This is a genomic window from Paenibacillus oceani (assembly GCF_014705615.1).
GTDB classification, from domain to species: Bacteria; Bacillota; Bacilli; order Paenibacillales; family NBRC-103111; genus Paenibacillus_AB; species Paenibacillus_AB oceani.
On record NZ_JACXJA010000036.1, the window covers coordinates 51,236 to 76,330 of the forward strand.

Sequence of the window (25,095 nt, forward strand, 5' to 3'; positions counted from 1 at the left end):
CGCCGCCGGCACGCCGGATCAGTTGATTTTGACCATCGTCCCTTTAATATTGATCATTCCGTCCGACTTGATATCGAGCGCGGCCCCCGACTTGATCGTCATCGTAGCGGAAGCTTCGATATTGACCTGCGTCGATTTGATGTTGATCTCTTTGGCGCTTTCGATCTTCACGCTGCCCTTGGCATCGATCTTGATTACCGTGGAACTGCTGGATATCGTAATTTCGTTGGCCGAGCCGCCCTGGATCGATATTTGGTTGTTGCCGCTGCTGTCGGCGATCGTCAGCGAATCGTCCTTGTCTGCGAAAACGGCGGTTTGCCCTTTTTTCGTTTTGATTGTAATCGTTTCTTCGCCGGCTTTATCGGTAAATAAAATCTGGTTGCCGGAGCGGGATACGATTTTCCGCTCGTCGTTTTTGTCCGCAGGAGAAGGCGGCGCCTGCTTGCTGTTCCACAACGTGCCGATAACGATCGGATAGCGGATCTGGCCGAGGTGAAAGGCGACCAGCACTTCGTCTCCGACCTCCGGGATGAACAGGCTGCCCATCTCCTTACCCGCCATCATCGTCGCGATCCGCGCCCAGCCGGTCTCCGCCTTCTCGTCGTGAAGCGGCAGGTGGAGCTTGACCCGGCCCAGCTTGTCCGGATCGTTATTGTTCGTTACGATGCCGATCATGACGCCGTCGATACGCGTATTCAGAACGTTCGGCGACAGTTCTGCGGGAAAATTCATCATACGGCGTTCCCTCCCAACTGGAATCGCGTCACATAGCCGTCATCGTCGAGAACGTGGCTGGCAGAAGTGATGTAATACGTCTGATTGTACGTATCGCCCACGCCGCTCAGCTTCAAGTACCGTCCGGCCCGTATCTCCGGAATGCCGATGCACTCGGCGTGTCCCGTCACCAGCTTCATCGAGCGGTGATTGAGATAAGCGTCCGCATAGTTTTTCGCTTCGTCGTTCGAGCTGGCGTTCATATATAACGTTTCCGTATAGTCCCCGATTTTGGAGAGCACGTCTTTGCCGGTTTTCGAATTGCTGCCCAGCTTCGTGATCGATCCGGCTTCGCTTTGCACGACCTTTTGCTCCTTATCGTCCCAGAACCGGATCTTCACCCCGGTCAGCTGTTCGGCCAAATTGTGCTCGATCGATAACGCGCGCAGTTCTTTGCCCAGCGCCAACGTCGTCACCGGCGTCATCTGGGTGAGCGGCTTGCGAAAATAGAGATGTTTGCCGACCACGAAAAAGTCGTAGTTGAGCAGCCCGGCCAAATGCTGGATATAATGAAAGTCGTCCATCATATTTTGCGAGATCGTCGGCAGCTGGATCGTCGTATCGTCAACATGCGCCGTAGCTTTATGCCTTGAAGCGATTTCTTTGACCACATCGCTGTATTTTTTGTCGTTCCAGGTTTGCATCCGGGTCCCCTTCATCATGAAGAAGCTTAAATCCATCCCTCTGACGTTCACAACGCCGCCGTCGTTCTCCATAAATTCCACGGTGACGGAGGTAATATATCCGCTGAATACGAGCTCGAGCTTGTCCAGGTAACCGAGCGAGATGTCGATGGAAGCGCCGAGTTGGAATACGTTCAGCCACTTCCAACTGCCGGAATCCCATTCATACGCATTCGTGACGCGGATCAGGAACGAATCCGCAGTCGCTTCCGTCGTCGTTTCGACGCGGACCATGGAGAGCGGAATACTGTCGTCGATTTTGCTTCCGTTTACTTTGACGACTGCGGCCGGAGCGAAAAATTGAGCGTACTTCTTTTCCAGACTGTCGAACGGGTACGAGTCGGTTTCCAGCTTTAATTCCGCCATCGCTCAGTCCAGCCTCGGAACGGTAATTCGTCTTCCGGTTTGCAGCCTGGCCGGATTGTCGATCCGGTTCGCTTTGGCGATCTCCCGCCACATCCCGGGGTCTTTGTACTCATGGGCGGCGATCATCCACAGCTCCTCGCCCTGGCTCAGCATCTTTTGTTTCGTCCGGTCGGACGAATGCCGGGGGATATGCTGCAGCTGCTCCTCCTTCGTATACCAGGAACGGAACGTAACTTTCAGCTTCGCGCGCACCGGTATGCCCGAATCGAGAAACATCGTGAACGAATGCGCCACTTTTTCGACAACGCCTTTGAAATCGACGGAGCCCCATACGAACCGGCACACGGGAGGAGCGTGAAGCTCTCTTTCCACATCGAGCAGGCCCGTAATCTTTTTGGTGTAATCCCGCACGTCCGTTCCTTTTTCGTAGGTATCGAAAAATAAATCCATCGTGAGCGTCGTCGTATTGCCGCTGACGAACTGCCCCACCGGCATCGACAGCCCGGGAACCCGTTCCCATTTGTAATGATTGCTCGCATCCATCGCGTATTCGCTCGGGTTAAACAACACCTCGATATTTTCTTTGCTGTTGCCCCGGTCAACGATGATCATCGCTTTTTTGAGCGCCAATCGGTTTCACTGCCTTTCCTGTTAGTCCGGCGAATCCACTATAACCCGCGCGTCTGCCTGTCGAAGCGGATTTTTTTCTCGATCTCGCGGTAGACGCGGTCGGCTATTTTTTTGATATCGAACTGCGGCAGCTTCTTCACCATTTCCTGAAGCTCGCCCAAGTCGAGCGCCGGAGCCGCTTCTTCGCGGGCGGTCTCCGCAGCCGGCGGCGCGGCTGTCTGGGGCGTCCGGCGGTAATCCAGCTCGGCCGGATCTTCGGCCCATGAGCTGGCCGACGGCTCCGCTGCAGCGGTTTCCAGCTTGTGCTCCAGCGGAGCCGCAACCCGCGCAAGCGCCGACTCGCGCCCGGTTGGCGGGAATGCAGCCGCCGGCACCTGCTGCGAAGCCGCTGCAGGGAGCGGGCGATTCAACCGGATCGGCTCCAATAAGGGCGAGGCGGCTCCGGATGATCCGATCCCGCGAAGTCCGACCGTTCCTGTCGGACCACTCGCAGCAGGGCTCTGTCCTGTGCCGGACCGTTGTTCTGCGGCTCCCGGACTTGTCCGTTTCGTTAGTTCCCCCGCCAACGGTCCGCCAAGGCCGTTGGTAACCGGTCTCGTTTGATACGCGCCCGAGGCGGGGCGGAACGTCAGCCGATCGCTGCGGATGATCGTGAGCTTGTCAGGTCCGCGCGGTGCGGGCTGACGACCCGGAACCGCCGCAACGGCCGCATTCGTCCGCCTCCCGGCGACGGCGCTTATTCCCGGAAGACCCGGCAATCGCGCGGGTCGGTATATATTCGTTCGGGAGCTGAATTGGTTGAAGCTGCGATAGACGGTCAAATTTGTGCCGCCTTGCGAAAGGGCGGACCGGAAAGGCCCGTCCAATCTCCCCGGAGCCGCGAGACGGGTCGGAACCGCGGCTGCGAAACCGGCAGTTTCGCTTGCACGCGCTCCGCCTGCAGACGGCTCCGCACCGGAGGCCGCGTATCGGGATAACGGGCTCCCCGCGCTTGTTCTGTTCGGCGGTTCTCCGGGATATCGGCTCGCAGCCGGTTCCGCTTTATCCTTGTGCGCGAATCGGATGCCTGCCGTCTGTCTCTCGGACAACCCGGGTGAATCAGCAACGAGGGAGGACGCATGTGCAGGCTGAATCCCCTTGGGCCGCAGCGGTTGAGCGTTCTCTCCCGCTTCCTGCAGCGTCGTCATTGGTCGGCTGACCGCCATCGCAGCACTTCGTCCGTTCCGTCGATGGGCGGTCAGCGGCTCCTCTGCGGTTCCGCCGCTTGCACCCGGCTTCCTGCGAAGCCATATCGACGGCGTCTCCGCCTGGAGCCGCCATCCGCTGCCGGATGCGGAACCGATCGGCCGCGGCCCTTCGTGACTCGTCCGCCTATCCGCCGCTGTCACCCGGCCAGACCGGTTTGCCTCGCGGCTCGCCTGATCGGCGTTCCCGCCTATTGGCGAGCGGGCCGGGCCGCCGCGAATCGCCGCGAAACCTCGCCGATTGGCCATTAACGTCCTGTCGTCTGCCAGCAGTGACAACGAGCGGGCCGCAGGCCGCATCCCTCCGGCTGCGTGTAATGGCTCTTTTCCGGATACGCCCTCTGACTTGGAGAGCGTCGGAAGCGGCGGCGTGGTAAAACCAGTTCTGAGAATAGTCGGGTCAGCGGAAAGAGACGGTTTGCGTGTGCGCTGCTGCAATCGCCGCTCTTCCGGGATGCTGTTCGTATGTACATCGTTCCAAAGATCATCCGGGCGTAGATGTGGAGCTTCAGATCTTGTCCCGGCATTTTTGATGGACCGGTCCGGCCCGCGCAGGGAACCGATTTTCCGGTTCAGCCCGTGTGACAGGCTGGAGACGGAAAGCGGTCGGCGCCCCGTTCCCGCATCATCATGCGGCTCGTCCATCCGGACAGTCATCTGGAGTGGGCTGCCTGCAGCCGGACTGCCGGATCGGAGCCCCGCTGCCGGGTATTCCGGACGGCTGCCGTCTTTCCGCATCCGGCCTGTCCGCAGCTGATCCCGGTCTGCCGACGGGTTACCCGTCGGCAGCGGACTGATCGTCCGACTGGCTCGCCGGTCATCCGTGCTCATTCGCGGAATCGCGTATGCCGGAGAACGGTCTGCCATATGGCGCATGGCGTAGGTTCGCTGGATCGCGCCCCACTCCGCGATCCTGCCCAACATCGCAGCCAGCCTGCGTTCCGGCGTTCCGGCGATCGACGACATAGATTGCGTGGCCGGCGGCGATAACGCGAGCCCGATATCGGCAGCAGCGGAACGGGTGCCGAATAATTCAGGTTCCCCGGTTTTGTCTTTCTTGCCGGCCAATCTCCGGCTCCGTCCGCGGTCGGTCGAAGTGTCTTTAGACATAGCCATGCGGAGATCTGCTCCGGCCAGCGGGTCGGGCAACATATCCGGCCGCGATCCTTGGTCACGGGCCGTCTCGTCTGCCGAACGGCGCAAGGCGCGGGTCAGCTTATATCCGTTTCGCTCCGCCACGCGGCCGAGCATCGCAGTCATCTCCCGCTCCAGCGACCCGGCAGCCTGCGTAATGAGGCTTGCAGCCGGCGACGCTGCCGCAAGAGGTAGATCAGCAGCACTGGAGCGTGGGCTGCTGCTTACTGCTGCGCCGGCTTTATCGGCGGGTACGGCTGTGTCCCGGTCCGATTCGCGACCGGTTGGTGCTGGTTTGGTTTTAGCCAAGCGGAGGTCCGCTCCTCCGGCCAACAAGCCGGATAAAAGCCGCCGCGCAGAATAATGCGCCTTCGCGTCTGCCGAACGACGCAAAACGTCGGTTGGCTTGAATCCGCTCCGCCCGGCCGGGCGGCCCAACATCTCTGTCGGACTTCGGCCCCGCGTTCCCGCATCGGTCATCGGCGTGCCCCTTGCAGTTACCGTCCATTCCGGAAGCCGGATATCGGCGGAGCCGGCAGGGGATACGCTTCGTTCAACCGCAACCGCACCCTTTGCGCTTTTATTCAAACCTGCTGTGGAGTCGGCCGTTTGTCGTCTACTCTTCGGTTTCTCGCTATAGAGCTCATGTGCCCCCTCGGTTGCAAGAGTCGAATTGCTCTTGTATATACGCTGTGTAAGAAGCGGAACTGGACGCAGCTGTTCCGGGCTGTATGGCTGCCCCGTCAGGATATGCCAGTTTGCCATCCAGGTCTCATTGGCGAAATCCGAAGCGGGTATTGGAACAAATAACCGGTCTGCCGGGCGGTTGTCTCGCGTCCTGTTTCCGGCCGTCGTCCCGCCGTCGTAGTCAGCAACTTGTACATTTATGGCCGTGTACGGCGATCCCGGACGATCGGAGCGAACGGAAACCGTGCGGTTCACGACCGAGGAACGTGCCGTACTCCGGTTATTCCTCATCGCCTTGACCGGATTGGGAAACAGGCTTACTGGATCGGCCGGCGTTTTTCTTAAAATACCGGGAGCAGGTTGTGCAGCCCTTCTGCCCCCGTCCCTCCCCTGCCAACCCGGGAGCTCAGCGGACGCCGGGACGCCTCTCGCCTGGGCCTGCCGTAAATGGCCGGCCATAACGGCTGCTCGCCGGCTTATCCGCAAAGCGAAACGATGCGGATCGGCATGTCGACCGGGCCTGTGCGTGGCGGCGGTGTCGCCATCCGGATCAGGCCATTGCCGGCCGCTGAGCATGAGACCCCTCTCGCCGACAGGCGGGTTCGTTGCGGTTCTGGCAACATTAGGCTTGGCGCCGGTCCGCCGGATAACGGCACCGGAGCGCACATGCCCTTGTACCGGATTAGATACGGGTACAGCGTGTTTATATGGAAGACGGACCGGCTCCGGACCGGGCGACTCTGCAAGCGATACGAACGCGGCTGTCGAAACGCCGCGTCGAATCGTCTGTCGTTGTCCGGTCACGGAGAATCCTCTATTATGGTCGTTGTTTAAGCGAACGGGCGATGAAGCGGGCCCGTCGGAGTAGCCGGTTCGCCCAGTGGCGATTGCCGGATACGTCCCGTTTTCGTTTGGGAAACCGGGTTTGGCCGGCCGTGTGATCGGACCGGCAGTCATATTGCGATTCGGCCATCTCCGAACAAGCAGAGATGCCGGCTCGCCGCTTTGCAAGCCTATAACGTATCTTCCTGCCGGAAAAACGGCGGGTGAAGCGGTAGTGCGGGCCAAGCTGCCGACACTAGGCAGCGGTTGTCCTCCCAAACGGTGATGGAGAGGAGCCGTCCAAGGCTTCAATCGGATTACGCCTTTACCCGTACTTCCGGGAGCAGTCGGACCGGGTCCGTCTGTCTCTTTAATTTGCTTGCCGCCTTTTCGTCTGCGCTTCGCGGCTCCTGCTGCACTTTGGGCAGGTACGGCCGGTTCTGCCGAATCCGCGGATTCCATAGGAGGCTCGGCATCTTGAGCTTTTTTCTTTCGTCCGCCCGGGCTTTTCCTCCGGGTCCCCTTTGCAGCCGGGGCGTCTTCCCCCGTCTGGACGGGTTCGGCTTGCACCGGAGCGCGGGTTGATTCATGTGCAGTGGGAGCTGCACGGGTTGCGGGATAAGCATGCTCAGACGGCTGCCCGGAAACGTCCGGCCGGGGCTTGCCCCGATTCTGCGCATCCTGCCGCTCTGCCTTGGACGTCGTTACGTCGCGGACTCGTTCGTCCCGCAGCACGATCGTCGCCGTCAAGGCGCTCCGTTCCTTCGGCTCCGCCGGCATGGCTGCCTGCAGCAGTTGCAGACGGGTCAGCCATTGCACCGTCATCGGATCGCTGCGTCTGGAACCGCCCATGATATGCTGCACCAGCTCGCGCTGATGCTTGAAGACCAGCGACAGCCGGCCGATATAGTCGTCTTGATTAAATCCGTACTTGCCGGCGATACCGGACGCGAAACGGTTCATTTCGAGAGCGGAACGCGTTATCGAGGTGCGGCCGGGCGATAGGGACGCTCTCCGCGAGCCGGCCGCCAGCCGGGCTCGGGATCGGGCGTTATTCGGTTGTAGCGGAGCCATATCGAATCCCCCTGCCTGCCACTCTATTTGCTGAAGATCGTTTTCAAGCCGGTATGCACAATTTCGATCGATTCTATCGCTACGCTGCCGGTTGATGCGTTCAAGTCCGGCCCGTTCCATTTGACCGGATAAGCGTCAAAAAAATTCCAGCGGCAAATCTCTTTGCCGGCATGGTTGTGCAGGATAATGGAGCCGCTTTTCCGTTTCACCTGGCCTGCGGCTACCCCGTCATACCAATCCCACAGCTCGCTCGACTGGGTCATGCCCCTCTTCAGCACGATCCGGGGATACTTCGTCTGCTTCGGGAATAGGTGCACGTGGGTATTCAGCCCGCCTTCGGCATATTCCATCACCTCGGTTTCGGACTTGATGCCCGTCACCTCGGAGAACCCGCCGACCAGAAGCCCGTCCAGCTCCACCTTGAACCGGAACGCGCCGTTCACATCGTTCACGCGTTGTACGGTCTTCATCTGGCTCACCTCTTGTTAAACACATCGAACGGATTGTCCGGCGCTTCTTTCCCGTCATCGTTCAAATTGCGGTTAATTTTCGAGATTTCCTCGCACCAGCGGCGGCGCTCCCGGTGCTCCATCGACATGATCTGTTCGTGAGGCCAATGAAAGTAATAAGCGATAAAGCTGGCCTCTTCATAAATTTTGTCGACGGGATATCCGGTTATGCCTCCGCCGTCTCGTCCAAAAAAGAAACGTCCACATCGAATTCATGCTCGCACTTCGGACACGTGCAGTGTACTTTCGGCACTTCCGCTTCGTTAATCGTCCGGTACAGATTTTGCAAATAAGCGAGGTCCGCCGTAAACAGCCTTTCGATGACGCGGGTATCGATTGCCCGCAGATCGCCCAGCTTGGTGACGACTCTCGCAAGCAAAATAATGCTCAGGTAGCCCGGGTTTTGCTGGACGCGCTGGTCGCGCATCGGCAAAATTTCGTCAGCCGCCGTTGCCAGCCTCATCACGCCGCGCTTGTGAAGATCTCCGTTCTCGTCGACATAGCCACGGGGAAGCACAAATTCGTACTCGGTTTGAAAAGCCATCGTTAAAGTCCTCCTAGTCGTAACGTTCCGATCGAAGTCCCGGGAACAGCCGGGCTATGCCGCCCGGCTGTTTTACCGCTTCTTCGCTTCCTTACTTCGTGCGTGTCATGCCTTCGTGCGCGAGCTCCAAGTTCTCGATCGCCACTTCATTGCCCGAGCCGTTGAAGCCGGGAGCCGAATATTTGGACGGCCATGCTTCGATAACTTGCCAAGTCGCCACGTCCTGGCCTTCCTCGTCGATCGCGATGATCGTCACCGTCTTGCGCGAGATTTTGCCCTGTATGGATTCGGACATCCAATTGTACATATCCAAAGAGTCGGTGACGCCCCACTTCAACGTAATGTTGCCGTATTTGGCGAGTCCCGGAAGTTTGCGTGGCGTGATCGTCTCGTTGCCCTCCCGGTATTCGATTACGGATAAACTGGCGTCAAAGCCGGATACTTCGCTGAAACCGGCTTGCTGAATGCCTTCCACTTCGATACGGAACCTAAAATTGCGGTATGGATCTTTGCGCTCGCCTGCCATACTATACCCCTTCCCCAGACTTTAAGAATGAACAGCGTCATGCAAGCCGTCAGCGGCTTACTCTTCTCTCGTTTTTTGCGTAATCCGGAAAATGACGAACTCCGCAGGCTTCACCGGAGCGACGCCGATTACGCAGATGAGGCGGCCGTTGTCGATATCGTCCTGCGTCATCGTGCTTCTGCCGATATTGATGTAGAACGCTTCGCTTGGGCTTCCTCCGGTAAGAGCTCCGTCTCTCCATACCCGGGTCAGGAACGCGTCGATCGTCCGCTGTACGCGTGCCCACAGCTGCTCGTCGTTCGGTTCGAAGACGACCCAGTTCGTGCCGTTGCGGATCGATTCTTCCAGGAAAATGAACAAACGTCTGACGTTGATATATTTCCACAGTCCGTTGGAGGAACAAGTGCGGGCGCCCCATACGCGAATCCCTTGTCCGGCAAACTGACGGATCAGGTTGACCCCTTGCGGATTGAGAATATCCTGCTCGCCCTTATTGTATTGGCAGTCGAGTCCGACTACGCCGCGCACGACCTCGTTCGCAGGAGCCTTGTGCACGCCGCGCGTATTGTCCGAACGGGCATAAATACCGGCCATCGAACCTGAAGGAGGTATGTAGATGTTGCGTTTGTCGAGGGGATCGAACACTTGCAGCCACGGGTTGTACATGGCGGCGTACTGGCTGTCGAAAATGTTGCGGTGCGTCATGACGTCCGCCACTTTCGTCTTGTCGCGCGGAATGTCGAGAATCGCAAAACGGCTGCCCAAATTCTCGCAATGCGCAACCAGCGCAAGCTGAACGTTCGGGTCGGTTACACCCGGAACCGCCATAATGCTGGCGAAATCGTTGTCGATAAACGCCTGGATACCGGTACGCTTGCCCGGACCGCGGTCTTGGCCCATGAAGTCGGAAGCGGACAAATTGGCCAGCGAGCCGTCGCTGCCTCCGGACAGGGCGATCTGGAACTTGCCTTGCGACTCGCTGCTTCCGGATACGACCTCGAACGGTGCGACCGCGCCGAAATCGCCGCTGGAGATGTCCTGCACTTTGACGATATTCGAGCGTGCCATCACTTTCTCGATATGGTTCGCCGCCGAGACGTTCAGCGACATTTTCTCGAACGTTTCCGCCTCGTCGCCATAGAAGACGTGGAACGTAAATTCGCAGGTCGTGAGCACTTTCGCCGGAAGCAGATTTTGATCCACGACGGAATCTCCGCCCTCAAGCGCCGACTCGAGCTCGATAATGTTGTCCTGGGAAGAGACGACCTTGTTGTACTGCTTCTCTCCGCCCGCTTCGAAAGCGACGACGTCGCCTACGTTGAATCCGGCATTGTTCTTCACACGGTATTGCTTGGCTTGTCCCGCTTCGCCCAAAATTTCATAGATTTGCGTTTTGGCTTTGCTGGACGGCACGACGGCAATCCTCACCTGGTTGCCCCAAGTTCCCGGATTTTTCGACTGGATGTTCAGAACGGCCGATTCCTTGCTGCCGCCCGCTTGGTTGCTTGCCGGCTTCGCGTCGGATGGCGCTACCCGCATAATGAACGCGCGGGACCCTCCGTTCAGAAAAAAGTGCTCTACGGCGTAAGCCAAAAACCGGTAATCGCCGAAAGCATTTTCGGACAAATATCCTCCGAAGATACGGTTAAAATCGGCAACACTCGTGACGAGCTGCGGAAGCCCCTCGATCTCCCCGCGTTGAGCCAGACCGATAAAGCCGGCTGTACTCGTGCTTGCACCTTCAAGCGGTTGAGCGCCGCTGTCAAACTCTTCCACATACACGCCTGGCGATAAATACTCAGCCATTGTTTCCCGGACCTGTTTGCCTGTCCCTCGGTTTCGCCTGGGACATTGCGGCAAACGAATGCCAGTTCTCTCCTTTCAGCTTTTGCTTTATGTTGCAAAATGGAGGAATGGCGCTTTCGGCCATCGTTCCATTCTACTTCAACACCCATGTCCCCAGATTAACCGTGACGCCCTGCCTGACCGTCACATCCATAACCGCCGGTTCCCCGTCCTGCGCACGCACGCTCAGCGACGCCGGATACGCTTCGACAGCGCTTCCCGGGAAGGCGACCGCGATCTCTCCGCGTTCCGTCGTCCTGGTCCGGTATACCGGCAGCAGCATCGATCCGCGCGAATAGGCAGCCGCCAGCGGACGTTCCAACCGGAATCGTTTCTGATACTCGATCGTATCGTGGATTCGGACCGTTTCCCGGGTTTCCTTCGCCCCCCGGCCGACGAGCACGAACGTATCGCCGCAGCCTGCCGGCACCGACAGACCGGATACCGCGATCTCCGCGGCCCCTTCCGGCGTCTCCTCCTCCGCGAGACGCCCTACGGCGCATTCCTCGGAGGAAAGGGCAGCCGTGACGAGCGCTCCGCGCACCGGATTCCCCGACGCATTCGTAACCATAGCCCGGATCAGGGTGTCGCTCGGCCGGTACGGATAGGAAGGCAGCGGGAGCAGCGGAAGCTGAACGATTACATTTCCGGTACTGACCGAAATCAGCCGCGTTTCCCGAAAATAATAAGTAGAATCGATTTCCAGCTTATACTCGCCCGGTTCCAAATCGTTAAATATGTACGTGCCGTCCGGCTTGCCGACCGGCCTCCTCGGGTAATTCGCCAGCCGGACTTCCAGCTTCCGGTCGGACGGCGGCGCGGCAAGGAAACTATCGCGCAGCAGCACGACCAGGGACACCCGGCTTTTCATACGAACGATCCGCAGTTGTTCCATGCGGATTCCCCCTAACCTTGAATCGAGACGTCTCGTTCGGTAACCCGCTTGGTCGTTTTGACTCGAGTCGAGTCGATCATAACAGGTCCTGCAACGTAACTGACGGACAACCGGTAAGGCGTGTCGGCAAAATTCCACATGTTCAGCAGCGCATCGCCGGGCATGCTTTCCATCACGACGCGCACTTCCTCATTCCGCTCGGCAAGCGTGCCGACTAACGCCGGGCCGCGCAGGACGGAATGATCGTACAGCACTTGCATCGCACGACCGAGAATACGCTGCTCATCCAAGGCTCGGGATTGCAGCTCGGCCGGAGAATGCACCGTCATCAAGTAGTGAAGATCCACCGTCATCGGCGGAAACTGAATTTCGCCCGTTCCCCGCGAGACCATCTGGGTTTTCCGGCTGTCGCCGCTCTCCCGTACGCTGTACAGAAACAGCGACAAGTAGAAATCCCCCTTGTCCACCGGGCTGCAGAGGCCGATCAGCTCGGGCTGCGGGATCGGATCGGGCGTCATGCGCTCCCGAAGCAGCTTGATGAGGGAAGCGCTAACATCGGCTATGACGGAATATTCGCCTATAAGTATCCACTCCCAACCGCAAACGGTAAGTCGTTCGGAAAGGCCGCCGCCAAACCACGCGCAACGATCAAGCGCCGCCTATTCGGCGGCACCCTGATGCATGCGTGTATGCAATGTCCGGCTCTCTTTCGTATCCATCGAATTGCCTATTGCAGGCAAGCCATGCGTGACATTTTCCGACTCTACTCTATTATATAGGTAAAATAGTGTACTTAGCTATAGCGATTTCGGTGAGATTTACCACAATTTAAGCTCTCTCAATAATGTTCGAAGCCGGTTCGCGGGACGATTTTCCCGGATTTCTGCAGTTCGTGGCGCACGGCGTGAACCAGATGCCGCATGCCGATCCCCGTCCCTCTCTCCGCAGCCAGAAACGCCGCCGACAAAACGACGTTTTTGATATTGCCTCCGGCGATTTCGTACGATTTGGCCAGCCATTTGAAATCCACGTCGTCCGAAAGCGGCGTTTCCGAAGGAATCGTGGCCCGCCATATTTTCTCCCGGTACTCTGCGTCCGGGAACGGAAACTTGATGACGTAATTGATTCTTCGCAGAAACGCCTCGTCGATATTGTTCAGCAGGTTGGTGGCGAGTACGGAGATCCCGTCGTACTCCTCCATTTTCTGCAGCAGGTACGCCGTCTCGATATTCGCATATTTGTCGTGCGCGTCCTTGACCTCCGACCGTTTGCCGAACAAGGCGTCCGTCTCGTCAAAAAACAGGATCGCCCCGCTTTTGCGACCCTCCTGAAAAATCTCGTGCAAGTTTTTCTCGGTCTCCCCGATATATTTGCTGATCACTTGCGACAAGTCGATTTTATACAGTTCCATGTGCAAATCTTTGGCCACCACTTGGGCGGACATCGTCTTCCCGGTGCCGGGAGGACCGGCGAACAGCATCGAGAGCCCTTTTCCGTAAGCAAGCTTGCGTTCGAAGCCCCAGTCGCCGTATACGACATATCTGTACTTCACCTGGTTGCAGGCGTTGCGCAGCAGCTCCTTCTGCTCTTCCGGCAGCACGATATCGTCCCAGTCGTAGCGCGGCTGAATCCGGACGGCTTTCCGTTCCAGACTGTGCCGCACCTGCCCGTAGCTCGCCTGATCGATGACGGCCCCCGCGCGCTCGCCGTTCCATGCGGCCGTCCGCACCGCTTCTTGCAGCGCGCTCCGGATCTGCCCGGGAGTAAAGCGGAACTTGGCAGCGAGCCCCGGCCAGTCCACAGCTTCATCAAACCCCTGTACCTCTGCATATGCCTGCCAGACCGACAATCTCTCCTGCTCCGAAGGCACGGTCAGCTCCCGCTCCAGCCAGCTCCGGCGCGGCGTCCCCAGATCCGCCCTCAGCCGGGACTCGGACAGTAAAAAGACGGGAAGCCGGCAATCGTCCAACTCCTCGCGAAACAGGCGAAGCCGCTCTCTGGCGCCGGCGTCCGGCTCGTCCGGGTCCAGTACTTGCGCGTTCTCGAAGGCGAGGCACGCCTGATGCAGGAGCGCCTCTCTCAGCACTTTGCCCAGTCGGCTGCGGAACCCTTCTCCCTCGGCGACAATCGCCCGCATATCGGCGATCAGCAAGTTTTTGCCCCATTTGGCCGCGGCATGACGAAGCTGAAACTTTTTGCCAGAGCCTGCGGGACCCCACAGCCGGACTCCCGTCGCAGCTTCGACGCTTCGCCCGGAGGAGGCAGGGCTCCCGACAGGAGCGCGGACCGACAACTGCGCCTGCACGTCATGATGGACCAGCAGCGGCTCCAGCGGTTCGTCCGGATAATGGATCGTCACGACCGGCTGGAGCTCTTCGTCCAGCGCGCCCGTATCGAGAAGAAACGCCGTCACTCTCCGGTCGAGCGCAAACGGTCTGGACAGCAGCGGCCTGCCGAACGGTTCGTTCTCCTCCTTCGCCAGCACATACTTCGACAGCTTGCCGCGCGGGGAGAAAGCGACCCGGGCCGCACGCATCTCGTCAGCCGTCCGGCATACGAGCTGAAGCGCAAGGCCGACGTTCGGCAAACGAATCGTCAAATCGTCCGCCATAAATCCGAATATCCGCTCATATTTCCGGTCGAGCTCGACGGCCAGAGCCAGCATAACGACCCCTTGCTCCACGGCGTTTAAGGAGAAGACGCTGCTTACATGCACGATCGGCAAAAAGACGCCACCCTCCCTGCTCGCCGCCTTGCGTCCCGCAATCTCGTCCCGGAGGGCGTTGATTTTGCCCGCGCGTTCCTCTGTCTCCGGATCTCCGTCTTCCTCCGCCTCCGTCACCTCCTCCGCATCCGCGACCAAACGCATAAATTCGTCCTCGGACACGTACATCCCCCGGAAGGCGTCCGCTTGCGGGTCCTGCTCCGGAAAACCGCGGCGGCTGTACAGCTGCAGCAGCTTCAAATCCAGTAGACGAAGCTCGTCCGCGTAATGTTCCCATATATGCGAATAGGGCCGTGCGGTCGCCCGTTCTCCCGGCGTTTTCCCTATCGATGTTTTGCTCAACCGTCCGCACCCTCTCTTTATCATTTCCCTGAAATTCGTTTAGCGCCTCGCCCTTTGCCGGGAAGACCCCAATCGCAGCTCCTCCCTGTATTTCATCACCGTCCGGCGAGAAATGCGCAGGCCGTCCGCAGCGAGCAGATCGGCGATCTGCTGGTCGGAGAGCGGCGCCGCCTTGTTCTCTCCGTCGATCAGCCGCCTTATTTTCGCCTTTACGGCTTCTGCGGAGGCCGGGATGCCGCCGCTCGTAGGCAAACCGTTTGTAAAGAAAAACTTCAATGCATAAACGCCGCCCGGCAGCTGCACGAATTTGTGCTGAACCGCCCGGCTTACCGTCGACTCGTGCAGCTGCAGCCGTTCCGCGATCGTGCGCAGGCTCATCGGCTTCAAACCGTCTACGCCCCGCTCCAAAAACGCGCGCTGTTCCTCCACGATCGCCCCGATAACCCGGCTCAACGTCGCCTTTCGCTGCTCCAGACTTCGGATCAGCGAGCGAGCCGCCTGCAGATGATCGCGAAGATACACTTTCGTCCGCATATCCCTGCTATTGTACGCCAGCCGCTTGTAGTACGGACTAAGGCGAAGGGAAGGGGTGCTCCGATCGTTAAGATACAAAACATAGTCCCCTCCGACATTGCGGACTTCCGCATCGGGAACGATAATCGTCCCCGAATCTCTGGAATACCCTGCACCCGGGCGCGGGTTCAGCGTGCGAATATAAGCTACCGCCGCTTCCACCTCGGCGATTCCGATGCCTAGCCCGCCGGATATGCGCCGGTAGCTGCCGGACGCCACCTCCTGAAGGTATCCGTTCACGATCGGGATCGCATGCTCGTTGGCATAACAATCCCGCTCGATCTGAAGGCGCAAGCATTGCTGCAGCGTTGCCGCAGCCACTCCGGCTGGCTCCAGCGACTGCAAAGCCGCGATCGCCTCCTCCACCCGGCGGACCGGTTCGCGCAAGCAAGCGGCCGCTTCCTCCGCCCCGATCCGCAAGTAGCCGCTCTCATCCAGATTGCCCGCCAAATACCGGGCGATCCGATACAAATCGTCCGCCATGCCGCTCATCCGGAGCTGACCGAGCAGCGACAGCTCGAGCGTCTCCTCCGGGGCGCACACTTGCTCCAGTCCCTCATCGCGGTCGGGATTGCGTGCGCGCCCCCCGCTGTCGGACCGGCTCCGACTCCGGCTGCCGCTGCCGCGCGAATATTCCGCCGACTCCACCGTTTCCATCGGCTCCATGCACGGATTTCCCTCCAGCTGATCCCGGACATACAGCTCCAGATCGGCCGCCGCCATCTGCAGCACGTTCATCGCCTGAATCAACTGCGGGGTCATATTCAGTTTCGTATAGAGGCCCTGGACCTGCGACTGCCCGACCCACATGCCGCTCCCCCGCCTTCCATCCGCCGGCCGCGCGAATCGCCGGCTTCCGGTCATAATAATAGTTACGCATGCCGCCTACCATCGTTACTGTCCCCGGCAAGCCTCGACAAACGCTTCGAACAGCTTCCTCGAGATGTCGTCCGTGCCGGCCGTCTCCTCCGGGTGCCACTGCACCCCGAGGACGAACCGGTCGCTGCTCTCGCTTTCGATCGCCTCGACAGTCCCGTCCCCGGCTCTGGCCGTTATCCGCATACCGGGAGCCGGCTGCTTGACGGCCTGATGGTGGAAGCTGTTCACCTTAAACAAATTCGTCCCGGCAATTCGCGCCACCAGACTGCCTTCGTCGGCCGTAACCGCGTGTGACAGGTGGGAGGTTGGCGCCTTCTGGCTGTGCTGAATCGTCTTGCATTGCGAATAAATATCCTGATACAAGCTGCCGCCCATCGCAACGTTCAACACCTGTTCGCCCCGGCATATCGCGAGGATCGGCTTGCCGGCGGACGCATATTCGCGGATCAGCAGCACTTCCAGCCGGTCGCGCTCAGGCGTAATTCGCCCCAGTTCCTTCAGTGGCTCCTCCCCGTAATAACCCGGATCGATATCCGCGCCGCCGGTAAGCATCAGACCGTCCGTCTTGCCGCACAGCCGGCGGACTTCCGCCTCTCCGAGCCCGAACGGGACGATGACCGGTATACCTCCCGCGCGTATAATCCAGTCCGAGTACGCATATTTCAAAACGGCGGTATTCTCGTCACAGCTTGCCGTAACGGCGATAATCGGCTTCAAGTCCATACACCCACTCCTCCATACGTTCCGTTACTCCTAGGTATACATGATGCGGGCGGTTACGTAAACCACTTTTTATCGGTCAACCCTTCTCCATGCCAACCTGTTCCGGCACCAAGAGGCGACGATCACGATTGTTAGTTTGGTTAGTTTACCTTGGTTGCCGCAACTGCCTTGCTTGGCTCTTTTGGCTCTTTTGGCTCTTTTGGCTCTTTTGGCTCTTTTGACTCTTTTGGCTGGGCAAATGTGGCAGACGTAGCTATAAGCGGCTCCCATGTCCGTTACGTATCCACTCCACCCCTTTTTCCACTCTAAGCTGCAGCTGTGTCCGTTATGACATTGTTTCGCAAACGCGCCGCGGTGTCCATTGGCTAGAGGATGGGGTGCGCCAACAAAACAAAGCTTTCTACGCAGCGGATGACCGTACCGCCGGAGCCGCTTAGACGCAATGAGTTAAGATGAGGCGTGGCAAGCCGGGTCGCGAAGAGGACCGCACTCTCGCACTGTCGACCACCTAAAAAAAGCCCCCGATCCTGTCCGGTCAGGACAAAACGGGGACTTCACGAGTTGCCGATTGCAATCTCAGAACGTATTGTATGGGATAAAAAAGCGTTGCCGGTGGCCAACTCCGAATTTCAAACCAATAGGTCATGCCCTGAGCGTGTAGCGATTACACTTGCTCCAACACCGTCTCAAACCCGACCTCGAACATCCGGCTCCACGGCAAATGCACGTCATCGATGCGGATTCGTCCCGGGCAGCCTTCCTGTACATACTGCTCCACGAATTCCTCGAGCTTCCGCTGGATGACGGCATACACTTCCGCCTGCACATGGGTCAGCTCGTAGTAGCTGGCTCCGAGCTTAGGCAGCTCGTTATGGATAACGTCTTTGCGGACAAGCGCCTGGTAGCCCCAGTCCTCGATTAACCGGAAATAATAATAAGCTCTGCTCCGATTCAGCCGTTCCGCCGACTGATCGCCGCGGCCGCGATAATACGACTCGATGATCGCATGGGAGATCACCGTTCCGAACGTATTGCCCGACGTATTCCAAGCCGCATACGCCGCAATATCGTGCAGCAGTCCGCTGCGCGCAACCAGCTTCATAAACGGCAGATCCGAGCCGTTGCTTACTGCTACGTCAGCCAATGCAACCATATGGCCTTCCCGGATATAATGGCGGATCGCCTGTACGAACTCCTTCGGATTCGTTTCCGAAAAATACGCACGGTTGCGCCCGCTGTACGGAGTGGAGCATTCCGCCATATCCTTTTGCCCGACCGGTGGAGAATTCGTCATCAGAACAAAATCGGTTCCGGCCGAATTGTCGTGCGACACGGCTCCGGCCGCCGTCAAATGATATTTGATGCTTTCCCCGAGGGAGCGGTCTTCATACTTCGGCGCGACGAACGGGCCATGCACCGAGGAATACCGGACGAACGCTTTCGGAATATATCCTTTCGCTTCGCAAAACGCCCTGGCGAACAACGTGCAACCGATCTCGTCCGCACCCGGATAAATCATCACGCGGTCGCTGATGTCGAGTTCTTCCGCAAGCAGCGTCAGCTTCCGCTGTTCCAGCGGGCTGAAGCCGTATTGGGAATTGTCGTCGAGCGGGACAATCAGATAGTCGATAATTCCGTCACGGACAAGCTTCATCGTCTCCGCATTCACAAACGAATTCGTTTTCCGGCGCGTCAGGAAATCTTCCAGCACCGCCTCCGGAATGGCAGCCGTAACCGACTCCAGACGAGCCGTCTCTTCCTCATCCAAACTTTCCTGCTCGGCCTTGTCCTTCAGCCAGCCGTACGTAAAAATTTCGTTGCCGTAGTCGGCGTAATAATCCGGTTCTTCCTCCGAGCTGGAGTAAGCCGGAACCCGGGTAATCAGGTTGAATCCATATATGCGAAGCTGCGGATTGTCCCGCTTCAGCTCGGCCAGAACGGCCAAGCGCTCCTTGCAGACCGCTTCGTCCGTATGGTGCAGACGGGACGGCACGATTCCTCCGTGCACGAGCATATCGATCGAAACGATCAGAGCGTCTGCGCCGGAAACCGCCCCGGGCAGCCAGTCGCGGATCGCATCTGTATTTGCAGCCGTTTTTTTGCGTCCAAGCATGCCGATCTCCGGCGCTTTCAAGGTCATATCCGTCATCGACGCCAAAATTTGAGGGTAGCGGTAGTTACAAGGTCTTTCGTCCAACGGAACATACACGATCGTTTGCATGGTTTTCTCTCCTAGCGAATAAGTAAGTTTAAAAGATTTTTTCCTTTAACAAGGGTAGTTATGGAGAATAACTCCATTCTAACACGACCCGGCCGATAGGGAAAGCACGAACAGCCCACAGTTGCCGCCGCCCGAGCCGCACATCGCCGTCTAATCCCAACAACCCGGTATTCCTCCGGAGTGCTCATGATTAATAAAATGCAACTTTTAGCAATTTCCCTCGTCCATTTTATGTATCCGCATGTATCCGCCTATAGATCCATGGAAATAGTGCAGAATAAGACAACCTAAGGAGGTGCCGCCATGAAAAGGCTGCTCGCCGCCATACCGCTGCTGCTCGCCTTAGCCGTCTCCGGTTGCGCAGGCACGGCAAAAGAGCCCGTGGAGCCCGGAACCGGCATGGGAACCGGAACTGAAACAGGTACCGCGTCTCCCGCTCCGCCGCCCGCCGCCCCCGATCCGATTCAGGAGCGGCTGAAGTCGATGTCGCTGGACGAGAAGCTGGGACAACTTGTCATCGCCGGCGTCAACGGCACGAAGCTGGACCCGGAAACCCGGAGCCTGATTGAAAAGGATCGCGTCGGAGGATTTATTTTATACAAGCCGAATATCGAATCGGTCGAACAAACCGTATCGTTTCTGAATGAGCTGAAGCAGGCCAACCGCAACAGCCCCATTCCGCTGCTGCTCAGCGTCGATCAGGAGGGCGGAAAGGTGAGCCGGCTGCCGCCGCCGTTAGCCGCTCTGCCGTCCAGCCGGGATATCGCGCGAGACGGAAAACCGGAGCGTGCTCGCAGCATCGGCGAAGCGATCGGCGAGGAACTGCGGGCGTTCGGCTTCAACGTTAATTATGCCCCGGTGCTGGATGTGGACAGCAATCCGAACAATCCGGTTATCGCCAGCCGGTCGTTCGGCCCGTCGGCCGCAATCGTCAGCTCTTATGGGATCGAACTGATGAAGGGGCTGCAGCACCAAAAGGTGATTCCGGTCGTCAAGCATTTTCCCGGACACGGCGATACTTCCGTCGACTCCCATCTCGATCTCCCGGTTGTGGACAAGACGGCGGACCAACTGCGCAAGCTGGAGCTCGTCCCGTTTGCCGATGCTGTACGCGCCAAAGCCGATTCCGTCATGATCGCCCATATCCTATTGCCCGATCTCGATCCCGGCGTCCCATCCTCCATGTCTTCGAAGATTATTACCGGACTGCTGCGGGAGGAGCTCGGCTTCGACGGCGTCGTCATGACCGACGATATGACGATGGGCGCGATAACGAAGCATTACGATCTCGGGCAAGCGGCCGTGCAGTCGTTTAATGCCGGAAGCGATATTCTGCTGGTCGCCCACAAATACAAAAACGCGCGCCTGGTGCTCGACGCCCTGAAGCAAGCCGCCGTATCCGGAGCCATTGCCGCAGAACGAATCGATCGCAGCGTCACCCGGATTTTAACTTTGAAGCAGCGCTACGAGCTGTCGGACGAAGCCGCAGGCCCCGTCGATACTGACAAAATCAACGCCGCGATCCGGCAGGCCGTCGGCAAATAGCCGCCGCCTCAATTCAAACCTCTGTCGCATGGCTCTTCTTCCTCGTTTCAGTTTCGTCATGCAATGAAGAAAACCGTCCGGCAAAGGTGTCCGGACGGTAACTACTCAGGCAGCAAGAAAGCGAGAGGGAACAAGGCTGTGATTAAAGAGGGAATCATCTTTCACTACACAAATTCCCTACTATTCCAACCATCTTTTCTGATGTATCTAAGTAGTTACTCCGGACGGTCCATGGACGTGCAAACCCATACGCTTGTGTATGGGAGAGAATGGAGAATGGGTATCTTCGCTTTAGTCGCTCGTTGACGAGGTTTCGGGGGTACAACCCGACTCTAGGTGCGGTCCGATAACAGTTGGCTTACGAGCAGGTTGTTGCGTTTGCCTTCGCCAAAACGTATGCGCGCGGGTTCTAAATCATATAACAGTCTTTGCTACCTTCTATTTTCGATCTTTTCGACAAACTAAATCGGATAGAGGCGGTTTGCAGCTTTTATTTGAACCAACTGATGGGGAGTTTACCTTTTTCGCGGATTTTAGCGACTTCAAACCACTCTTATTCCGTGTTCAGTCCGGTTTTTGGACAATATAGCGGGTACAAACGACACTTATTCGGTTCCTTCTCCGCTCGGAAGCAGGGCTGGAGGTCCAAAAAAAACCACCCACGATGAACAACTTGGCTGACTTGATAAGAAAGGGGGCTCCCCGCCCGCATTTAGCACAGTGACCCGCTTAGACATTCCGGCCTAGCAAGTACAAGCCCCCTCACCCACTTCGCCATATTGAAGCATTTAGGCATTCCAACTAACAAGTACAAGCCCCTCGCCCACTTCGCCATAATGAAGCATTTAAACATTCCAGCCTAGCAAGTAAGAACTCCACTTGTCCACTCTGCCACGCCGACTCACCCAAACAATTTAGCAAAACAAAAAAGGGACGTTGGCCCTCACGCCGGCGTCCCTTGCTTTTTATTGAAAGTGAATGCGCCCGTTGCGGACCCATTCCCATAGCTGCTGAGAAGGGATGTTCGTCTTGTCGGCTAACTGTTGAATCGTCATCCGCGAATCATTCCGCACCAATTCCCTCACCACATCGAACATCCGGTCGTAGTGCCGCTCGCAATCCCGGCACACCGTCACTTCTACACGGTCCGGTACGAACAGGACGCCGCAGTCGCGGCAATTGCACAGAGTCATGGCGTCCCGGCCTCAAGCACAGCTTTTTTCCAGCATGTACCGTTTTACCGTGCCGAGCGCATCCATGAAATGGACCAGTTCCTCTCTGGACATCGTCTGGAACCGCTGCAGCAATCCATCCATCCCCGCCCTGCTGATTAACTGTTCCAGCTCCGCTGTCAATTGAGCCATTTCCGGTTGATTCATCGCATTCATCCTCCGTTATCGATTAGGTTTGCGCCACAACATCGCGCATTGGCGCCGTTCGTTTACTCCCCGTAACGAACCCCCTTTCTGACAGGCGGTCCACCGAAAAAAGAAAACTGCCCGAAATGCGGGCAGCCGTCACAATCCTTTACGGACTTCCTCATTTCGGTAGCCCAGCTGCCGTAGGCGGTTCCCTTAGGCCTGAAGCTTTGCGTCCCTACCTTTCGATAGGTTTGCCGTTTATCGATGCCGGTGTTAGGTACAGTATAACACGGGAAGCACTAAAAAAGAACTACTCCGCGACGGAAAGTAGTTCTTTTTACTCATTCCACAGCAGCACAAACCGATTCAAGCCTGCAGTTTGAAAAACGCTTCTCTCCCTTCCACAATCGCGCGCGAGGAAACAAACAGAAACGTTTGCTTGATTCCGGAAAATTCGGCGACATACTCCGAGAGCGCTTCATACGCCTGATAATACGGAAACAGCCGGTGCAGCGCACCTTCCCCTTCCGTTCGGAGCAGCTCCGGCCGCAAAGCCTTCAGCATGAGACCCGCCGGTATTTTGCCGCCCTGCATAACCCGTTCCTGCAGACGAACCGTCACTCCAATGGCGCGGATGAGCCGCTGACGTTCCGGACAATTCAAATCCGCCTTCTGCAGCGCCTTGGACAAATCCCGCACCCGCTCGACCATCGTCTCATATGTCCGGAACAGCTCCCCCGGAGCGATCGGCCCGCTGCTCCGGTTCATCCAGCGGTCTTCGCGGATGAAGGCGGATATTTCCTTGCCCGACTCGATGTATTTCCGCACTTCCTCGATCTGCAGCCGCATTTGCGGCTTATAGGGCGTCATGCGGGCGGACATCAAATCCTGCTGGATATAATACAGCAGCGTACGGAGCATACTTTCCGATTTGACGAGCAGCACCTCTTCCCGTTCCCGGTGAACCGGCTTGCGAATCATATTAACGGCGGTGCCGACCAGCATCCCGATCAGAACGAGCAGCAGTTGGTGATAAGCGGCGGTACCGTGGAGCTCGTCGGACGTTCCGATCGTATTGACGGCGACGATAACGGCCAGCGTCAGCGAAGCGGTCAGCTTCAGCCGGACATGGATCGCCATGACAAGCAGCGACACAGCCGCGATTACGAGCGAATATTCCCCGAACAAAAGCGCGGCTCCGATCCCGAGCAGAGCGGCGAACAAGGCGCTGGCGAGATGGGACAGCGTCGATTGGAGCGAACGGTATACGGACGGCTGAACGGCCAGCATCGAGATGATGCCCGCGAAATGATCCGGCTCCAGATGCAGGAGACGGGCGATCGAGATGCTGATCGCAATCGCGATCACGGTTTTGACTACACGGAGTCCTACTCGCATATTGAATCCATCCCCATCCGCTTCTTTATGTTAATTATTATAACATATAATTTGCGTTTGAATATACTTTGGTTAATTAATGTCATTTTATATAACATATACATGACACAACTATTCATTACCTCGGTATTACCGCTTGCAGATAAAGCCGATCCAGTCCTATGCCGCTAATCACGAATCGATCTTTGTTGTTGCCGGGCAGCTGCTGCGTTCATCCCCCAGGATTTCCGTCCCCGATCCGCTGAAACGTTTCCAAGGATGACCGCAAGGATTGAGATTAAATCCTTTTATAAAACACAAAAAATCGCCCCAAGCCAAGCTGGGACGATGGAGCTGCATACGGTAAACTTTTCAATAGCAAGGACGAAAAATCCGGACAATCGTGGTATACTTCAACCTTCTCAGGAACGTCCCGCCACACGGCCTCCCGCTCCCCGCCTGCTCAAAATCAAAAAACCGATGCCGCCCAGCGCGCACGATACCGCCGCAAACCGGAACATCGTTCCGAACCCGGCATGGTCGATTAGCCAGCCACCCGCGTTGCTCGCGATCAAAATCGCCAAGTTGACGTACACCATACTGAACAGCGTCTGCCCCGTCGACTTCCAGCTATCCGGACAAAGGTCGCTGACGTACTGGACACCCGCCGCATAAAACAAGGCGAACGTTATCCCCTGCAGCATCTGGCTGAACAGCAGGACGGCGAACGGCGGGTCCAGCGACAAGATGATCATCCGGGAAGCCGCCACGAATGCGCCCAACGCCAAAATGGCCCGGTAGCCGAACCGCTCGGTAAATCTCGTCGCAAAAAAGAAAAACGGCAGCTCGGACAAAGCCGACACGGTCGACAGCCAGCCGATTTTCTCCGACACCTCTCCGCCCGTCGTACCCAAATAGACGGAGAAAAAGATGCTGAAGCTTTGGGTGCCGCAGGCGACAAGCAGCACGAGCAGCAGAAAAACGGAAAGCTCCTTTTGGCCCAACAGCTTCACGACGTCGCGCATCGAGGCGTTTTTGCGGACGCTGCCTTTCTCCAGCAATCTCGTGATCGCCACAACGACGATCATAAGCCCCATATATAGAAAAAACATCTTATCGATGCCGATCTGCGTATACAATATCCCTACCGGCGACACGATCAGAGCGAAGCCGATTGAGCCCCATACCCGGGCGCCGCCGTACGTTTGCCGGTGTTTCTGGGCATGGGCAACCGCGACGGCATCCGACAGCGGCACCATCGGGGAGTTGAATATCGCAAGCACGACCGCCGTAGCGGCAAAGACGGCAAATCCCGCTCCCGTCGAATAGCCGAACGCGATCGCCGGCGTCATCAGGCCGCATATCATCAAGGCCGTCTTCTCGATGCCGTACTTGTCGCACAGAAGTCCCCACATCGGCTGAACGAACAACGCTACGAAAGGACCGATCGCATAGATGATGCCGATCTGCTGGCTGGTCAGTCCGGCCTCGCGAAGCCAAAAGGCAAGAAAAGGCGAATAAGAGGCCGCGGCCGCGAAGAAAAAGAAAAAGTAGACGTGAGGCGCATAAGCCTGCAACCGGTTCATGATGTCAGCTCCGTTTCGTTAATCGTTCGC

At 57.8% G+C, this 25,095-nt stretch carries 20 protein-coding genes and 1 riboswitch; of the genes, 1 reads left to right on the forward strand and 19 read right to left on the reverse strand.

The window, feature by feature from the left end:
• Window positions 1-18: 18 nt before the first annotated feature.
• The 15 genes from IDH45_RS23760 to IDH45_RS23830 all read right to left on the reverse strand — a co-directional run bounded on the left by IDH45_RS23760 (window position 19) and on the right by IDH45_RS23830 (window position 19,196).
• A complete protein-coding gene (locus tag IDH45_RS23760; RefSeq protein ID WP_190930627.1) occupies window positions 19-735 on the reverse strand; it encodes a phage baseplate assembly protein V in 717 nt (238 codons plus the stop codon).
• Window positions 732-1,823 carry a phage late control D family protein gene (locus IDH45_RS23765; RefSeq protein ID WP_190930628.1) on the reverse strand — a complete coding sequence of 364 codons (1,092 nt, stop codon included), beginning with the start codon at window positions 1,821-1,823 and terminating at the stop codon, window positions 732-734. Before IDH45_RS23765 ends, IDH45_RS23760 begins: the two co-directional genes overlap by 4 nt.
• A 3-nt stretch (window positions 1,824-1,826) precedes the next feature.
• Window positions 1,827-2,453 (reverse strand): CIS tube protein, encoded by a 627-nt coding sequence (locus IDH45_RS23770; RefSeq protein WP_223836914.1) that lies wholly within the window; start codon window positions 2,451-2,453, stop codon window positions 1,827-1,829.
• Between the two features lie 38 nt (window positions 2,454-2,491).
• Window positions 2,492-7,414 carry a hypothetical protein gene (locus IDH45_RS23775; protein ID WP_190930629.1) on the reverse strand — a complete coding sequence of 1,641 codons (4,923 nt, stop codon included), beginning with the start codon at window positions 7,412-7,414 and terminating at the stop codon, window positions 2,492-2,494.
• Window positions 7,415-7,437: 23 nt separating this feature from the next.
• Window positions 7,438-7,884 carry a phage tail protein gene (locus IDH45_RS23780; protein ID WP_190930630.1) on the reverse strand — a complete coding sequence of 149 codons (447 nt, stop codon included), beginning with the start codon at window positions 7,882-7,884 and terminating at the stop codon, window positions 7,438-7,440.
• A 5-nt stretch (window positions 7,885-7,889) separates the two neighbouring features.
• Window positions 7,890-8,135: a DUF6760 family protein gene (locus tag IDH45_RS35055; protein ID WP_317891275.1), complete on the reverse strand. Its 246-nt coding sequence runs from the start codon at window positions 8,133-8,135 to the stop codon at window positions 7,890-7,892.
• Window positions 8,090-8,467 carry a phage tail assembly protein gene (locus tag IDH45_RS23790; RefSeq protein WP_190930631.1) on the reverse strand — a complete coding sequence of 126 codons (378 nt, stop codon included), beginning with the start codon at window positions 8,465-8,467 and terminating at the stop codon, window positions 8,090-8,092. Before IDH45_RS23790 ends, IDH45_RS35055 begins: the two co-directional genes overlap by 46 nt.
• A 91-nt stretch (window positions 8,468-8,558) precedes the next feature.
• Complete coding sequence (locus tag IDH45_RS23795; RefSeq protein WP_190930632.1) at window positions 8,559-8,993, reverse strand: phage tail protein; 435 nt, start codon at window positions 8,991-8,993, stop codon at window positions 8,559-8,561.
• 57 nt (window positions 8,994-9,050) lie between these two features.
• On the reverse strand, window positions 9,051-10,799 hold the full coding sequence (locus IDH45_RS23800; protein ID WP_190930633.1) for a phage tail sheath family protein: 1,749 nt from the start codon (window positions 10,797-10,799) through the stop codon (window positions 9,051-9,053).
• Between the two features lie 133 nt (window positions 10,800-10,932).
• A complete protein-coding gene (locus IDH45_RS23805) occupies window positions 10,933-11,733 on the reverse strand; it encodes a hypothetical protein (protein ID WP_190930634.1) in 801 nt (266 codons plus the stop codon).
• Between the two features lie 11 nt (window positions 11,734-11,744).
• Complete coding sequence (locus IDH45_RS23810; RefSeq protein ID WP_317891276.1) at window positions 11,745-12,320, reverse strand: DUF4255 domain-containing protein; 576 nt, start codon at window positions 12,318-12,320, stop codon at window positions 11,745-11,747.
• Window positions 12,321-12,571: 251 nt separating this feature from the next.
• Window positions 12,572-14,800, reverse strand: coding sequence for an ATP-binding protein (locus IDH45_RS23815; RefSeq protein ID WP_190930635.1), 2,229 nt, complete (start codon window positions 14,798-14,800; stop codon window positions 12,572-12,574).
• 39 nt (window positions 14,801-14,839) lie between these two features.
• Window positions 14,840-16,183 (reverse strand): RNA polymerase factor sigma-54, encoded by a 1,344-nt coding sequence (gene rpoN, locus IDH45_RS23820; RefSeq protein WP_190930636.1) that lies wholly within the window; start codon window positions 16,181-16,183, stop codon window positions 14,840-14,842.
• A gap of 84 nt (window positions 16,184-16,267) precedes the next feature.
• Window positions 16,268-16,975: a gamma-glutamyl-gamma-aminobutyrate hydrolase family protein gene (locus IDH45_RS23825; RefSeq protein ID WP_190930637.1), complete on the reverse strand. Its 708-nt coding sequence runs from the start codon at window positions 16,973-16,975 to the stop codon at window positions 16,268-16,270.
• A 664-nt stretch (window positions 16,976-17,639) separates the two neighbouring features.
• Window positions 17,640-19,196: a DUF4127 family protein gene (locus tag IDH45_RS23830; RefSeq protein WP_190930638.1), complete on the reverse strand. Its 1,557-nt coding sequence runs from the start codon at window positions 19,194-19,196 to the stop codon at window positions 17,640-17,642.
• Between the two features lie 303 nt (window positions 19,197-19,499).
• Here IDH45_RS23830 and nagZ point away from each other — a divergent pair, with 303 nt between their 5' ends.
• On the forward strand, window positions 19,500-20,741 hold the full coding sequence (gene nagZ / locus IDH45_RS23835) for a beta-N-acetylhexosaminidase (protein ID WP_190930639.1): 1,242 nt from the start codon (window positions 19,500-19,502) through the stop codon (window positions 20,739-20,741).
• A 965-nt stretch (window positions 20,742-21,706) separates the two neighbouring features.
• Here the strand turns inward: nagZ and IDH45_RS23840 are convergent.
• The 4 genes from IDH45_RS23840 to IDH45_RS23855 form a co-directional block, all read right to left on the reverse strand.
• Window positions 21,707-21,934, reverse strand: a complete 228-nt coding sequence (locus IDH45_RS23840; RefSeq protein WP_190930640.1) for a hypothetical protein — start codon at window positions 21,932-21,934, stop codon at window positions 21,707-21,709.
• A 12-nt stretch (window positions 21,935-21,946) separates the two neighbouring features.
• The gene (locus IDH45_RS23845) at window positions 21,947-22,120 is read right to left on the reverse strand and encodes a hypothetical protein (protein WP_190930641.1); all 174 of its coding nucleotides are present in this window, start codon (window positions 22,118-22,120) and stop codon (window positions 21,947-21,949) included.
• A gap of 164 nt (window positions 22,121-22,284) precedes the next feature.
• A riboswitch (cyclic di-GMP riboswitch) is annotated at window positions 22,285-22,368 on the reverse strand.
• Between the two features lie 100 nt (window positions 22,369-22,468).
• Window positions 22,469-23,500, reverse strand: a complete 1,032-nt coding sequence (locus tag IDH45_RS23850; protein WP_190930642.1) for an aromatic acid exporter family protein — start codon at window positions 23,498-23,500, stop codon at window positions 22,469-22,471.
• A 401-nt stretch (window positions 23,501-23,901) separates the two neighbouring features.
• Complete coding sequence (locus IDH45_RS23855; protein WP_190930643.1) at window positions 23,902-25,065, reverse strand: MFS transporter; 1,164 nt, start codon at window positions 25,063-25,065, stop codon at window positions 23,902-23,904.
• Window positions 25,066-25,095 lie beyond the last annotated feature (30 nt).